This is a genomic window from Ruegeria sp. CDSA034, from assembly GCF_059612275.1.
The window spans coordinates 479,002-493,064 of sequence record NZ_JBXWQH010000001.1 but is presented as its reverse complement, the minus strand read 5'-3'; the positions used below and the strand labels follow the sequence as shown (position 1 = coordinate 493,064).

12 protein-coding genes are annotated in these 14,063 nt (G+C 57.2%); 3 read left to right on the top strand and 9 right to left on the bottom strand.

All coding sequences use genetic code 11. The features are described from left to right. From AC2FLJ_RS02360 to acs, 8 genes are all read right to left on the bottom strand, one after another. The gene (locus AC2FLJ_RS02360; protein WP_058278169.1) at nucleotides 1–501 is read right to left on the bottom strand and encodes a flavin reductase family protein; all 501 of its coding nucleotides are present in this window, start codon (nucleotides 499–501) and stop codon (nucleotides 1–3) included. Nucleotides 502–590: 89 nt separating this feature from the next. After that, a complete protein-coding gene (locus tag AC2FLJ_RS02355) occupies nucleotides 591–2,003 on the bottom strand; it encodes a 3'-5' exonuclease (protein ID WP_496695157.1) in 1,413 nt (470 codons plus the stop codon). A gap of 1 nt (nucleotide 2,004) precedes the next feature. Next, entirely contained in the window at nucleotides 2,005–2,523 is a 519-nt protein-coding gene (locus AC2FLJ_RS02350; protein WP_496695159.1) for a hypothetical protein, read from the bottom strand. A gap of 46 nt (nucleotides 2,524–2,569) precedes the next feature. Continuing rightward, nucleotides 2,570–4,393, bottom strand: a complete 1,824-nt coding sequence (locus tag AC2FLJ_RS02345) for a DUF294 nucleotidyltransferase-like domain-containing protein (protein WP_496695161.1) — start codon at nucleotides 4,391–4,393, stop codon at nucleotides 2,570–2,572. A gap of 111 nt (nucleotides 4,394–4,504) precedes the next feature. Next, nucleotides 4,505–6,289, bottom strand: coding sequence for a sodium:solute symporter family protein (locus AC2FLJ_RS02340; RefSeq protein ID WP_058273825.1), 1,785 nt, complete (start codon nucleotides 6,287–6,289; stop codon nucleotides 4,505–4,507). 5 nt (nucleotides 6,290–6,294) lie between these two features. After that, nucleotides 6,295–6,579, bottom strand: a complete 285-nt coding sequence (locus AC2FLJ_RS02335) for a DUF4212 domain-containing protein (RefSeq protein WP_058274238.1) — start codon at nucleotides 6,577–6,579, stop codon at nucleotides 6,295–6,297. 185 nt (nucleotides 6,580–6,764) lie between these two features. Beyond that, nucleotides 6,765–7,448 (bottom strand): adenylate kinase, encoded by a 684-nt coding sequence (locus AC2FLJ_RS02330; RefSeq protein WP_496704353.1) that lies wholly within the window; start codon nucleotides 7,446–7,448, stop codon nucleotides 6,765–6,767. A 7-nt stretch (nucleotides 7,449–7,455) separates the two neighbouring features. After that, nucleotides 7,456–9,420, bottom strand: coding sequence for an acetate--CoA ligase (acs, locus tag AC2FLJ_RS02325; protein WP_496704352.1), 1,965 nt, complete (start codon nucleotides 9,418–9,420; stop codon nucleotides 7,456–7,458). A 427-nt stretch (nucleotides 9,421–9,847) separates the two neighbouring features. Here acs and dctP point away from each other — a divergent pair, with 427 nt between their 5' ends. From dctP to AC2FLJ_RS02310, 3 genes are all read left to right on the top strand, one after another. Continuing rightward, nucleotides 9,848–10,864 carry a TRAP transporter substrate-binding protein DctP gene (gene dctP, locus AC2FLJ_RS02320; protein WP_058273822.1) on the top strand — a complete coding sequence of 339 codons (1,017 nt, stop codon included), beginning with the start codon at nucleotides 9,848–9,850 and terminating at the stop codon, nucleotides 10,862–10,864. Nucleotides 10,865–10,927: 63 nt separating this feature from the next. Continuing rightward, nucleotides 10,928–11,557 carry a TRAP transporter small permease gene (locus AC2FLJ_RS02315; protein WP_058273821.1) on the top strand — a complete coding sequence of 210 codons (630 nt, stop codon included), beginning with the start codon at nucleotides 10,928–10,930 and terminating at the stop codon, nucleotides 11,555–11,557. A 3-nt stretch (nucleotides 11,558–11,560) separates the two neighbouring features. Next, nucleotides 11,561–12,964, top strand: coding sequence for a TRAP transporter large permease (locus AC2FLJ_RS02310; RefSeq protein ID WP_058273820.1), 1,404 nt, complete (start codon nucleotides 11,561–11,563; stop codon nucleotides 12,962–12,964). Nucleotides 12,965–13,016: 52 nt separating this feature from the next. Here the strand turns inward: AC2FLJ_RS02310 and ocd are convergent, their stop codons facing one another. After that, complete coding sequence (gene ocd, locus AC2FLJ_RS02305) at nucleotides 13,017–14,060, bottom strand: ornithine cyclodeaminase (RefSeq protein WP_496695165.1); 1,044 nt, start codon at nucleotides 14,058–14,060, stop codon at nucleotides 13,017–13,019. Nucleotides 14,061–14,063: the final 3 nt, after the last annotated feature.

The following is a 14,063-nucleotide window of genomic DNA, read 5'->3' as shown; positions in this document are numbered from 1 at the left end:
TCAGATCAGATCCGCAAAGCCGCCAAATTGACCGCGCTTAAAGATCAAACCTTTGCCGGTGCGGTACATGACCTTTTGAACCTCACCAACAATGATCAGGTGATCCCCCGCATCGTGTTGGGCGTGCACCTGACAATCGAACCGCGCCAGACAACCGGATAATTGTGGCCGGCGCGCCGGGTCGTGGGCCCATTCCGCGTGCGAAAAATCCTTGCCGTCGCGAGCAAAGCGCAGGGCCTGTTCCTGTTGATCCTGTCCCATCACGTGGATCGAATAATGTCGGCTGGTGTTGAAATCGTCGAACCGGTTGGAGTCTTTGGCCAAGCACCACAAAACAAGTGGCGGGTCCAGCGATACCGACGCGAACGAGTTGACCGTAATGGCTCGAGGGCCCTGATCGGTGTTCGTGGTGATCACCGTCACACCGGTTCCGAAACACCCCAACGCTTCGCGAAAAGCGGTGCTTTGATCCGGGGTTGGAGTGAATTGTTTTTCCGTCATTGCGCGCTAATCCCGTGGCCGTGCCTCAGGTGCCACGACGAGCGGGGTTTGTCCATGAAAAGCTGCGTCCGGTATGCGTGTTTTCTGAACTAGTTCAGGTCTTCCAACAGACGGCCATGTTGGCGCGTTGCCTCAACGACTAGGCCAAAGGTTGTCATGCCGCGCGCCTGCAGCATCGGTAGCATTCTGACCAGCGCTTCGGCGGTTGCGACGGCATCGCCCGAAGCGGTGTGGCGCAGATGTTCGGGAATTGTGATGTCTAATCGTTCGCACAGGGCGTCCAGCGTGTGTTTTTCACTTGCCCCGAACAGCACGGCAGACAACAGAACCGTATCCAGAATGGGGTGATCCCAATCGACATCCATGCGGTTTGCATGTCGCCGCAAAAAGGCCATGTCGAATGGCGCGTTATGGGCCACGATCACTGCATCGCGGGCAAACTGATGCAGCGCGCGCCCGGCATCGGCGATGCCCGGCGCACCCTGAACCATGCGATCGCTGATCTTGTGCACCTTGGTCGAGACCGGAGGGATCGGGATGCCAGGATCAACCAGCATGTCCAGCTGCTCTCCGTCCACGATGCGCCCGTTGACAACCCGCACAGCTCCGATTTGAACGATTTCGTCCTTGTGTGGCAGTAGTCCGGTGGTTTCGGTGTCAAACACGACGAAACACAAATCCTGCAGAGCTAGGTTTTCGACGGTCTCGTCCGTCGACGTGTTCAGCAAGTCAAAGTCATACACCAAAGGCCGTGCGGCTTCGGGTGCGATGTTCGCGGCACTGTCCTCGAAGATCAGCATGTATCCGGGTGCGCCGCCAAGGGGCTTCATGCGCGCGCGGTAACTCTGCGTACCATCGACGCTGGTTAGCGTGCAGGCGACCTCCAGCCCGGTTTTCACCAGTTTGGCATGAGCCTCCTCCAGCGGATTAGATTGCAGGTATTCAAACAACGAGGCATTCAGCCGGGGATGCGCAACCTGTGCCAGAACCTCGGCCGCCTGACCATCGTACAAAACGATCTTGTGTGTTGGGCTCGCCAACAGCATCGCAACTGGAATTTCGGTCAGTAAGGCCGTCAGACGGTGTTTTTCTGCCGCCAGATGTGCCGTCTCTTCGGCCACGGCCTGTGCTACGTCCATGGTTTTACCGGACAATTGGTCGGCCAGTCCGGCCGCGGCTGGTGCCAGATCACCCAGATATCGCGCGGCCTGTGTGTCCAATTCGGTGCTAACTCCGGCATGCGCGCGGGCCCTAAGTTGGGCGGATATCCGTTCGATTGGCTTGGCGACATTGTCGTCGAATAATAACCAAACCGCCGCAGTCAAAGCCAGAAAGCCAAAACCCATCAGGATTTCGGCAAAGATGAATGAATCAAGCAGATCAGGATCAGCAACGCGTCGATAGCTGATCCACAGCGCCAGAGAGCTGACGGTCAGAGCGCCAAAGGCCAACAGGCAGAAGAACAGGAAAATGCGCAGACGCAGGCTTAACCGGTTCAGCATGTCACACTCCGCAGGTTGCCTCGACGATTGGGTCACTTGCGGTGACGTCGATCCAGTCGGCGTTCAGCAGCCGCCCGTCATCCGCGAATTCTGCCCCATCCGCAAGATTGGCGCGGCTGAACTCTTTGCAGTTGACCACGACCGGCAGTTTTGAGACCGGGGCCCAGCGACCAAAGAAATACAGTTCCACCAACCGTTGTTCGGGAACCTGTTCATTTGTGCGAACAGAACCGGCATCAATGGCGGCAAAGCGGTCTACGAAGGGCACAGCATAGGTCCAGGGGCGATAGAAGGCGCGGCTTTCAACCTCTTGAATGACGGTCATACCTTCGGGAAGGGTATCGCGTGTGCGGTCGTACCAGGAATATTCACTGGTAATCGTCATGCCGATCATGCCGAGACCTGCGGCAACGGGCGTCATCCAGCGGGGCAGGCGGCCACCCGTCACTTTGTTCAGAACCATTACGATGCCCGCGAAAGCAAAGCCTGCAAATATTGTGCCGATCAGTTCCAGAAACATGTGACTCTCCGTATGTCTGGCGTAGTCGCCAATAGTTATTGCCGCTTTAGCCCAGCATTCCCTTGCCGTGACCTACTGCCGATTGCATGGTTTTTACCACAACGAACGCATCCCGAAGATGACTTCGCTCAAAATCCGACAGGTCCGAGGGCGGCAGGAAATTGTCCGGCTTTTGATCACCCTTCACAAGCCTGACCTGATGCTCAAGGCGGGTTTCTGCGATCAGATCATACGCATCCAGCAAATCCCGCGCGCCCGAGGGGCTGAGGATGCCGCCAGATGCGGCTGCTTTCAGACGCGCCCGAGTATTGGCTTCGGTCAATTGACCCTGAAGGCCGTAGATTCGCGCAAGATCGACGACGGGGACCACGCCATTGTGTTTGAGGTCCAGCGTATTGCGATGTTCACCAGACCGGATGGTCGCAAACCCGCGCAACAGACCCAACGGAGGCGTATGTTTTAGCGAATTTGAGATCATGTGTGCCACAAAGATCGAGTTTGCGTTGGCCGCTGCCAAAGTCTTGGCTTGCAAATCATCAAACAGGTGAAAGGCCCCGCCGATAGGGCGCAGGTCGAACATGACTGAGGCCAGCATCTGCGCCTCGGGGTTCGGTTTGGCGATCCATCCGTTGAAGTAGTCGCGCCAGACGCGCACCGGCTGACACCATCGTGGGTTGGTCGCCATCATGTCGCCCGGGCAAAAGAAATATCCGCAGGTGTCCAGGCCATCCGAGACGTATTTGGCAAGCTCGGCGAAGTACTTCATATCGGCATCGGTCACGCTGTCGTCCAGCATCAGACAGTTGTCCTGATCGGATACTCCAGTTTGTTCTTGCCGCCCTTGCGACCCACAAGCCAACCACAAGTAGGGAACGGGTGCTGGGCCCAGCTTGTCCTCGGCCAAGGCCAACAGTCGGCGGGTTGCCGTGTCTGCAATGTCTGTTATCAGCCGCGTCACGATCTCGTGCCGGTTTCCGGCAGCCACTAGTTGCACCAGAAGCTGCGGGATTTCAGCCGTTACCACCGCCATTTGATCCGCCGAGTCCGCTTGAGCGATCTGGCGGACAAGCTCTGCCGAATTCACCGCCTGATAATGGGTTAGATCCGTTTGCGTTACGATGCCGACCAAGCGTCCACCTTCGCTGATCGGGATATGACCTATCCCGCGCTCCATCATCACATGCAGAACGTCCGATCCAATATCAGATGGCGACAGGGTGATTGGGTTCGCCGTCATGATCGCTGACACCGGTGTCTCTGCGGGCATGCCATTGGCTACGTATTTGCCCGAGATGTCGCGCAAGGTGGCGATGCCCAGCAGGCTATCCGTTTCGGTGACGCACAAGGATGAAATGTGCTTGTCACGCATGATCCGGGCGGCTTCTTGAACTGATGTGTCCGGTGGGCAGGTTGCAGGGTTATGCGCCATAAGAACGTCAATCGCGCTGGTCGCCAGGCTTTGCGGACCGGATCGGTTCGAACGGGTCCGGTTGAAGAATTTCGAAACGACGTCATGCCCATCGATCAACTCGCGCACCAGATCTGGCGGCAGAACCAGCAAAACGGATGGCGTATGCGCGCGCGCCTTGGTTGCGGCTTTCCCGTCTTTCAGTAGCCCACGCTCACCAAACGAATTGCGCAGACCAAGATGAGATACCACGGCGTCATTCTCATCGGTGATTTCAACGTGCCCTTCATAGATCACGAATACGCCGGGCAGGGTGTGCCCAAGTTCGTACACGGCAAAGTCTTCCTCGACCTCCCAAACCTCGACCTGATTGGCGATCTGATCCAGTGTTTCTGGGGGCAAGGCATCATAGGGGTGGACGGATTTCAGGAACCGGGTGATTTCGTCATGAGACAGGGGCATCGTCAAATCCTGGCTTTCCGGTTTTGAAAAATCCCGCCCGGCATAGTGCCGGGCGGGAGTAGTCGGTCGAAAGATGCGGTACGTGAAAAGGATCCATGCACCGCATCATACTCATTTATTCTGAGCTGCGCCTGCGCCACGGGGAATACGCACGCTTTCGACCAATTCAACGATCTCCGGCGGAGTCTCTTTGGTCATTCCGGCGACGACGTAAGCGACGCCGAAGTTGATCATTGCACCGATGGCGCCGAACGAGGTCGACTTGATCGGACCCAGAAGCGGATCAGCATCAGTGAACGAGTTGGTGCCCGGAATGAACAGCCAGCCCTTGTGCAGGAAGATGTAGACCAGGGTTACGGTCAGACCAGCCAGCATGCCCGCAACCGCGCCGGTATTGTTGATGCGGGTCGAGAAGATCCCCATCATCAGCGCCGGGAAGATCGAGGCAGCCGCCAGACCAAACGCCAGGGCCACGGTTTGCGCCGCAAAGCCCGGTGGGTTCAGACCCAGATAGGTTGCCACAACGATGGCCACAGCCATTGCGATACGAGCAGCCAGCAGTTCTCCTTTTTCAGAGATTTGCGGGTTGATCGCACCTTTGACAAGGTCGTGGGATACCGCCGACGAGATCGCCAGCAACAGACCCGCAGCGGTCGACAGAGCAGCCGCAAGACCACCGGCAGCGACCAGACCGATCACCCAACCCGGCAGGTTGGCAATCTCGGGGTTGGCCAGAACCAGGATGTCGCGGTTGAACTTGGTCAGCTCGTTTCCAACCCAGCCTTTTTCTTCGGCAAGTGCCTGCATGTCGGCGTTCTTGTCGTTGTAGTACTGGATCTTGCCGTCGCCGTTCTTGTCTTCCCAGTCCAACAGACCGGTTTTCTGCCACGTCTGCATCCAGTCATAGCGCGGATCATTGTCGATATCTTCGACCGAGACAGCGCCACCTTCGATGCCACCGTTGGGCCACATCATGTCGGTGATGTTCAGACGCGCCATTGCGCCAACCGCAGGGGCGGTCAGATACAGCAGAGCGATGAAGACCAGCGTCCAGCCAGCCGACCAGCGTGCGTCAGACACTTTCGGTACGGTGAAGAAGCGCATGATCACGTGCGGCAGGCCGGCGGTGCCGATCATCAGCGACAGTGTGAACAGAACCATGTTCAGCGTGTTCGAGTGATGAGCTGTGTATTCATTAAAGCCCAGCTCGGTCACGATCGCATCCAGCTTGGTCAGCAGAGGTTCACCGCTTGCGGTGTCGCTGAACAGACCCAGCGCCGGAACCGGCGTACCGGTCAGCTGCAGCGAGATGAAGATCGCCGGGATTGTGTAGGCGGTGATCAGTACGCAGTACTGAGCGACCTGAGTGTAGGTCACGCCTTTCATCCCACCGAACACCGCGTAAGCAAACACGACACAGGCACCAATCAGCAGACCGGAGGTGTTCGATACTTCGAGGAAGCGGCCAAAGGCCACGCCCACACCGGTCATCTGACCAATAACATAAGTCACCGAAGCAACGATCAGGCAGATCACGGCAACGATACGTGCGGTCTGGCTGTAGAAACGGTCGCCGATAAACTCCGAGACGGTGTATTTGCCAAACTTACGCAGATAGGGTGCAAGTAGCAGTGCCAGCAGCACGTAACCACCGGTCCAACCCATCAGGAAGGTCGAATTGTCATAGCCGGTGAAGGCGATCAGGCCCGCCATCGAGATGAACGAGGCTGCAGACATCCAGTCTGCCGCTGTCGCCATACCGTTGGTGACCGGGTGAATGCCGCGACCGGCGGCGTAGAATTCCGATGTGGAACCCGCGCGGGCCCAAATCGCAATGCCGATGTACAGCGCAAAACTCGCGCCGACAAAGAGCAGGTTAATGGTAAACTGGTCCATTCCGCTTACTCCTCATCCACGCCGTATTCGGCGTCCAGCTTGTTCATGCGCCAGGCGTAGTTGAAGATCAGCACCAAAAAGACCAGGATCGATCCCTGCTGAGCGAACCAAAAGCCCAGATCGGTGCCGCCAACGGCGATGCCAGACAGCAGCGGACGCAGCAGAATGCCGAATCCAAAAGACACCAGCGCCCAGATCACGAGGCTGATGTAGATGAGACGCAGGTTCGCCTGCCAATAGCCCTTGTCGGCCTCGGCAGTCTGCGCGGAGTTTGTTGATTGATCCGCCATTGCGGGTTCCTCCTTCGCTTCTTCCATAGGCGGCCCGTTGTCCTAAACCTCCAATGCGCGGGGCCGCTTTTCGATATGCCGAATGCCAGGGTGGCATCGGGCAAGACTCCTCCGGTCCGCCAAGGCGGGTCCTTTGAAGTTTTCCTTTAGGAATTGGGCCCTTGTTCAGGGCGGGCCGTCTTCCCTTAGTTCATCGCATCGCTGACGATCCTTTCCAGATTGCCTGCGATGTCGTCGATATTGCCCATGGCGTTCAGACCTTCCAGAACACCGTGGTCTTGGTAATAGGTAATCAGCGGCGCGGTTTGCGCATGATAGGCCGCCAGACGTGAAGCGACGGTTTCGGCATTATCATCAGCGCGGCGCTTGAATTCCGTGCTGCCGCATTTGTCGCATTTGCCTTTAATGGCAGGGATCTTGAACGTGTCATGGAACCCTTCGCCACATCCGGCACAGGTGTATCGGCCTGAGATACGGATCACCATTTCGCCATCTTCGACATCAAGGCTGATGGCGGCGTTGATCTTCTGCCCGGTTTCCGACAGCAAACCGTCCAGCGCCTCGGCCTGAACCGTGGTGCGTGGAAAGCCGTCCAGAATGACCCCCTTGGCGCAATCCGGTTCAGCTAGGCGATCACGAAGGATGGCAATGACGATGTCGTCGCTGACCAGATCACCAGCTTCCATCACCGCCTTTGCGGCTTTGCCAGCATCGGTTTCCGCTGCGACAGCGGCGCGCAGCAGGTCGCCGGTGCTGAGCTGAACCAACCCGAACTTATCCTCGAGCATACGGGCCTGTGTTCCCTTCCCGGCACCCGGAGGGCCGAGAAGGATCAGAACAGCGGGTGTGGTGATCGTGGCAGCGTCCATCACATCCTCACCTGTTCGCACGGTTTTCGATCAGGTCTTCGACCACCGACGGATCAGCCAATGTCGAAGTGTCGCCCAATGCGCCAAAGTCGTTCTCGGCGATCTTGCGCAGGATACGGCGCATGATCTTACCCGAGCGGGTTTTGGGCAGACCAGGGGCCCACTGGATCACGTCAGGTGATGCAATCGGACCGATTTCTGTACGGACCCATGTTCGCAGCTCTTTCAGCAGCTCATCCGACGGCTCGCGGTCATTCATCAGAGTGACATAGCAGTAGATGCCTTGCCCTTTGATCTCATGGGGATATCCGACCACGGCGGCCTCGGCCACGGCGGCATGCGCTACAAGCGCGCTTTCAACTTCGGCGGTCCCCATACGGTGGCCCGAGACGTTGATCACATCGTCAACGCGACCGGTGATCCAGTAATCACCATCCTCGTCACGACGGCAGCCGTCACCGGTGAAGTAGTAACCTTTGTAGTCCGAGAAATAGGTCTTTTCGAACCGTTCATGATCACCCCAGACGGTGCGCATTTGGCCGGGCCAGCTGTCCTTGATACACAGAACACCTTCGACGCCGTTGCCGTTGATCTCGATGCCTGATTGCGGGTCCAGCACGACCGGCTGAATGCCGAAGAATGGTTTCATCGCAGCGCCCGGCTTCATCGCGTGAGCGCCGGGCAGGGGGGTCATCAGATGACCACCGGTCTCGGTCTGCCACCATGTATCCACGATGGGGCAATTGCCTTTGCCGACTACCTCATTGTACCAGTTCCAGGCTTCGGGGTTGATCGGTTCGCCCACGGTGCCCAGTAGTTTGAGGTCGCTCAGATCATGCTTCTCGACCCACTCGTTGCCTTGCCCCATCAACGCGCGGATCGCGGTTGGTGCGGTGTAGAACTGGTTGACCTTGTGCTTGGCGCATACCTCCCAGAAACGGCCTGCGTCGGGGTAGGTCGGAACGCCTTCGAACATCAGTGTAGTTGCGCCGTTGGCCAGCGGGCCGTAGACGATATAGCTGTGGCCTGTAACCCAGCCCACGTCAGCAGTGCACCAATACACATCGCCCTCGTGGTAGTCGAAAGTGATCTCATGGGTCAGCGATGCGAAAACCAGATAGCCGCCAGTGGTATGTACCACACCCTTGGGTTGTCCGGTCGAGCCGGAGGTGTAGAGGATGAACAGCGGGTCTTCGGCGCTCATCTCAGCAGGGGCGCAGTAGTCATCGGCCTCGAGCGCCATTTCGTTGTAATCATAGTCGCGGCCGTCGATCCATGTGGTCTGACCACCGGTGCGCTTGACCACCAGGCATTTCACTGTGTCTTTGCAATGCAGAAGAGCAGCATCCGCATTGGATTTCAGCGCAGTCTTGCGGCCGCCTCGCGGGGCCTCGTCGGCGGTGATGACAACCTTTGCGTCGCAGCCATTGACGCGCGCCGCCAAAGCGTCTGGTGAGAAGCCTGCAAAGACGATCGAATGGATCGCGCCAATGCGCGCGCAGGCCAGCATGGCATAAGCGGCCTCGGGGATCATCGGCATATAGATCACGACGCGGTCGCCCTTACGCACGCCCAGCGATTCCAGAATGTTTGCCATCCGGCAGGTCCGGCGGTGCAACTCAGCATAGGTGATGTGCTGCGCTTCGTCTTTTGGATCATCCGGCTCCCAGATGATCGCCGTCTGATCGCCGCGGGTTTTCAGATGGCGGTCCAGGCAGTTGGCCGAAACGTTCAGCGTGCCGTCTGTGTACCAGTTGATTCCGACCGAGCCGAAATCATAGTTTACATCTTTGACTTGTGTGTAGGGCTTGATCCAGTCGATCCGCTTGCCTTGTTTGTCCCAGAACGCGACGGGATCGTTGATCGAAGCCGCATACATCTCAGTGTATTTTTCAGCGTTAACATGCGTGCGGGCCACGGTTTCGGCGGACGGCGGAAAGGTATTGGCTTCTGCCTGGGCAGCGGTTGTCATTCTGAGGCTCCTCCCTCTGGATCATATTGAATCAGACCGATTTTGCCTGCTGAACTGGCGATGTCGATCTGTTTCCTCCTTATGCGCAATAATACGGAGAGCTGAAAACAAGGAAATAAATTACCGATTTATCACGATTAGTTTGTAAATTATTTTTTTGACTCGGAGTGATTTTGTAAAGAAAGAGACCGTCATTGGGAATAGTAGTTTTTTTACATAGCCTTGGATGTAATGAAAATTTGTGGGGAAATAAGCCACCGGATTACAACTAAATTGCATCTGAGACTCACCTTTCGGTTGTTAGCGCTCAACGGTGCCATTCCTTGCTGGCCATGAATGCTGACCGGGGGTTGGCACATTCCGATGTTGGCGCTAGCTTTGATCGCAAGCGCCTCGGTAAGGGGGTGCAGCAAAGGGAGAAATCAGTATGAAAAAGATTTTGAGCGGCTCTGCTGTGGCCGCCTTGTGTGTTGCGTTCGTGTCCGAGGCAGCCGCAACTGAATGGAATGCTTCGGTCTGGGGCAAACGTCGTGCGTTCACCGAGCATGTTGAGAAACTGTCTGAATTGGTCAGCGAAAAGACAAACGGCGATTTCACCATCAATGTCAGCTATGGTGGCCTGTCTAAGCCGCGCGAAAATCTGGATGGAATCGAAATTGGTGCGTTTGAGATGGCTCAGTTCTGTGCCGGATATCATCGCGACAAAAACCGCGCGATCACCGTTCTGGAACTGCCGTTCCTGGGCGTGAACAATCTGGATGAGGAAGTTGCCGTCAGCCACGCGGTCTACGATCACCCTGCCGTTAAGGATGAGATGGCGCAGTGGAATGCGCGTATCATCATGACCTCGCCCATGCCGCAGTACAACATCGTCGGAACCGGCGACCCGCGTGACGAACTTGCCGAGTTCGAAGGCATGCGTGTCCGCGCCACAGGTGGTCTGGGCAAGGCATTCGAGGCGGTAGGTGGTGTGCCGACTTCGGTTCCTGCAACCGAGGCCTTTAACGCAATGGAGTCCGGTGTCGTTGACACGGTTGCCTTTGCTCAGCACGCGCACCTGTCTTTTGGCACGATCAACGAAGCGGATTGGTGGACGGCCAACCTGAACCCCGGCACTGTGAATTGCCCGGTTGTGGTCAATATCGATGCCTATGAGGCACTGCCAGCTGAGCATCGCGAGGCACTGGACAGTTCGATCGACGAAGCGATTGATCACTATCTGGCCAATTATGGATCGCTGCTGGATCAGTGGGACAGTGTTTTGGACGAAAAGGGCGTCGCAAAGGTACAGATCGATGATGCGGTAATCGCAGAGTTCCGCACCAAAGCTGCTGATCCCATCCGGGCACAGTGGATTGAGGATATGTCCGCTCAGGGTATTCCTGCGCAGGACCTGTATGATCTGGTCCAGTCCACGCTGGAACAGCAACGCAGCGGTAACTAAGCACATAATCCGGATGCCCATCGGGGCATCCGGACACCAATAAAAATACAGGGGAACACCGCAATGGCAGGACAGGCCACGGTGCTTGAAGACAACAGCCTCCTGAGTTCTTTGGACCGTAAGTTGTTGAGGTTAGAGCGGTTTCTGGCTCTGATCAGCGGCCTTGCCGTGTTCAGTCTTATGGTTCTGGCGGTGGTCTCGGTCAGCGGACGCAATGCGATTAACGCACCTTTGCCGGGATATGTCGACTGGATCGAACAGGCGATGCCGCTGATTGCTTTTCTGGGCATTTCATATGTTCAGCGCGATGGCGGTCATATACGGATGGACATTGTCATCTCACGCCTGCACGGCCGGGCGCTGTGGCTGTTCGAGCTTATTTCGGTTCTTCTGATCCTGGTGCTGATGCTGGCCTTGGTCTGGGGCAGTTGGTCCCATTTTGACCGCTCGTTCGACTTTGGCGCGCCGATGTGGAGCCGGGACAGTTCAATCGACATCGGTATCCCGCTTTGGCCGGCCAAACTGCTGGCACCTGTGGCGTTCTCGGTGCTTTGCCTACGGCTGCTGCTTCAGGTTTGGGGATATGGTCGCGCGCTGATCGTAGGGGCCGAAAGCCCCGTAGCCGTTCCACTGATACAGGATGCGGCTGCTCAGGCCGCTGCCGAAGCCGAACAATTCGAAGGGCAGGACTAGCGCATGGACTCGATAGAGATTGGCCTGTGGGTCACGGGTGGCCTGCTGGTTCTGGTTGTGACCGGAATGCGCGTGGCCTTCGCGGCGGCTCTTGCGGGGCTGGTCGGGTTGGTTTGGATTTTCTGGGCCAAGTTTGGATACGATCCTGATCGCTTCGGCAAAGCACTAACCGTCGCGGTCAAGACGGCGGGGCAGGTGCCCCATTCCAAGGTTGCGGCCCATACACTCAGCCTGATCCCCACCTTTATCTTGATCGGTTATCTGGCCTATTACGCAGGGCTGACGCGCGCGTTGTTCGAGGCCGCTAAACGTTGGGTTGCGTGGGTGCCCGGAGGGCTCGCGGTTTCGACTGTGTTCGCCACAGCCGGGTTCGCGGCCGTTTCTGGCGCGTCGGTGGCGACCTCGGCTGTGTTCGCCCGGATCGCTATCCCCGAGATGCTGAAAGTCGGTTACAACAAGCAATTCGCAGCCGGAGTGGTCGCAGCGGGCGGTACACTTGCATCCCTTATCCCGCCATCCGCGATCCTTGTGATCTATGCGATCATCGTGGAACAGGATGTGGGCAAACTGCTGCTTGCCGGGTTTATCCCCGGTGCATTTTCGGCCGTTGTGTACGGTCTGCTTATCGTCGGCATCGCGGTTGTATTCAAAAACGTTGGTCCACCGGTAACAGGTTTCACCTGGAAGCAGCGTTTTGCGTCGCTGCCGGGCGCGTTTCCGATTGTCGCTGTAATCCTGATCATCATTTGCTTTGTCTATAACCCGTTTGGAGAAAAGGCTTGGGGCACTCCAACCGAAGGCGGAGCAATCGGTGCCTTCATCGTCTTCTGTTTCGCCCTTTTCCACGGAATGCGGTGGCCCGAACTGAAGTCGGCGCTGCTGGAAACTGCCAAACTAACCGCGATGATCTTCACAATCATCTGGGGGGTGCTGATCTACGTACGGTTTCTGGGGTTTGCCGATCTTCCGGGCGCGTTTTCGGACTGGATCACTTCGTTGGAAATGTCGCCGATGCTGATTCTGATCTGTATCCTGCTCGCCTATGCGGTCTTGGGCATGTTCATGGACGCCATTGGGATGCTGTTGCTGACGCTGCCAGTGGTTTACCCGGCGGTAATGGCCCTGAACGGGGGTGAGACTGTCAGCGCAGCAGAAAGCGCCTTTGGCATGTCAGGTCCGATGTGTGCGATCTGGTTTGGTATTCTGGTGGTGAAAATGGCCGAGTTTTGCCTGATCACGCCTCCTATTGGCCTGAATTGTTTCGTCGTTGCCGGGGTGCGCCCGGATCTGAGCGTTCAGGACGTGTTCAAAGGCGTTACGCCGTTCTTCATCGCCGACGGCGTAACGATCGCGCTGCTCGTGGCGTTTCCCGGTATCGTACTCTACCTGCCGTCATTGGCCGGGTAGAAAAAGCCCCCGGTGGTGAACCGGGGGCCAGTCGACGTGAAGTGCGGGTTCTTCAGCTCGCCCGCATCAGCATTCCATACAGATCCCGCGGATCATCCGGATCTGCCAACATGTCCAAAGGTTCAAAGAAATCAGTGCCTTTGATGGCAGACTGGACGTAGCACAAGGCCGAGAAATCCTCGATCGCGAAGCCAACGCTATCAAAAAGAGTGATCTGCCGGTCGTCGCGTCGACCCTTGGCCTGACCGGCCATGACCTGCCACAATTCGGTCACTGGGTGATCCTCGGCCAAGGCCTGAATCTCGCCCTCGATGCGTGTTTGTTCCGGGTATTCGACGAAGATGTCCGAGCGCAGCAGAATATCGCGGTGTAGTTCGGTCTTGCCGGGGCAATCACCGCCAATTGCATTGATGTGGACGCCCGGTCCGACCATGTTGTCGGTCAGGATCGTTGCGTTTTTCTTATCTGCGGTGCAGGTCGTGATGATCTGAGCGCCTTCGATGGCGTCCTCGGGTGTTTTGCAAAGCACGACCGTCAGCCCGGAATTCTTGAGGTTTGCCGCGCATTTTTCGGTGGCCGCGTGATCGGTATCGTAAAGGCGCACAGTGTCGATCCCGCACATGGCCTTGAACGCCAGGCATTGGAACTCGGACTGAGCGCCATTCCCAATCATCGCCATAACACGCGATGACTTGGGCGCCAGGTAACTGCCGACAAGGGCCGAGGTTGCCGCCGTGCGGAGGGCGGTTAGCATCGTCATCTCGGTCAAAAGCGTAGGGTAGCCGGTATAGACGTCGGCCAGAAGGCCAAAGGCTGTCACGGTCTGCAGGCCCTCGGACGTGTTCTTGGGGTGCCCGTTGACGTATTTAAATCCATAGGCCTCACCATCCGAGGTTGGCATCAGTTCGATTACGCCATGGGGAGAATGCGCCGGAATGCGAGGGGTCTTGTCAAAGCTCTCCCAGCGTTTGAAGTCGGATTCAATCTGAGCCGCGATCTGAGTGATCATCTTTTCAAGCCCGATATGGTGCACCAGCCGCATCATGTTGTCGACGGATACAAAGGGCACAAGCGCCTTGTCAGAAGGTTGCATCATGGT

What these genes read in the sequence shown, in the direction of transcription:
- ocd (WP_496695165.1), bottom strand. Translation starts at nt 14,060, where the DNA reads ATGATGCAACCTTCTGACAAGGCGCTTGTGCCCTTTGTATCCGTCGAC.
- AC2FLJ_RS02330 (WP_496704353.1), bottom strand. Translation starts at nt 7,448, where the DNA reads ATGGACGCTGCCACGATCACCACACCCGCTGTTCTGATCCTTCTCGGC.
- AC2FLJ_RS02315 (WP_058273821.1), top strand. Translation starts at nt 10,928, where the DNA reads ATGGCAGGACAGGCCACGGTGCTTGAAGACAACAGCCTCCTGAGTTCT.
- AC2FLJ_RS02360 (WP_058278169.1), bottom strand. Translation starts at nt 501, where the DNA reads ATGACGGAAAAACAATTCACTCCAACCCCGGATCAAAGCACCGCTTTT.
- dctP (WP_058273822.1), top strand. Translation starts at nt 9,848, where the DNA reads ATGAAAAAGATTTTGAGCGGCTCTGCTGTGGCCGCCTTGTGTGTTGCG.
- AC2FLJ_RS02335 (WP_058274238.1), bottom strand. Translation starts at nt 6,579, where the DNA reads ATGGCGGATCAATCAACAAACTCCGCGCAGACTGCCGAGGCCGACAAG.
- AC2FLJ_RS02355 (WP_496695157.1), bottom strand. Translation starts at nt 2,003, where the DNA reads ATGCTGAACCGGTTAAGCCTGCGTCTGCGCATTTTCCTGTTCTTCTGC.
- acs (WP_496704352.1), bottom strand. Translation starts at nt 9,420, where the DNA reads ATGACAACCGCTGCCCAGGCAGAAGCCAATACCTTTCCGCCGTCCGCC.
- AC2FLJ_RS02340 (WP_058273825.1), bottom strand. Translation starts at nt 6,289, where the DNA reads ATGGACCAGTTTACCATTAACCTGCTCTTTGTCGGCGCGAGTTTTGCG.
- AC2FLJ_RS02310 (WP_058273820.1), top strand. Translation starts at nt 11,561, where the DNA reads ATGGACTCGATAGAGATTGGCCTGTGGGTCACGGGTGGCCTGCTGGTT.
- AC2FLJ_RS02345 (WP_496695161.1), bottom strand. Translation starts at nt 4,393, where the DNA reads ATGCCCCTGTCTCATGACGAAATCACCCGGTTCCTGAAATCCGTCCAC.
- AC2FLJ_RS02350 (WP_496695159.1), bottom strand. Translation starts at nt 2,523, where the DNA reads ATGTTTCTGGAACTGATCGGCACAATATTTGCAGGCTTTGCTTTCGCG.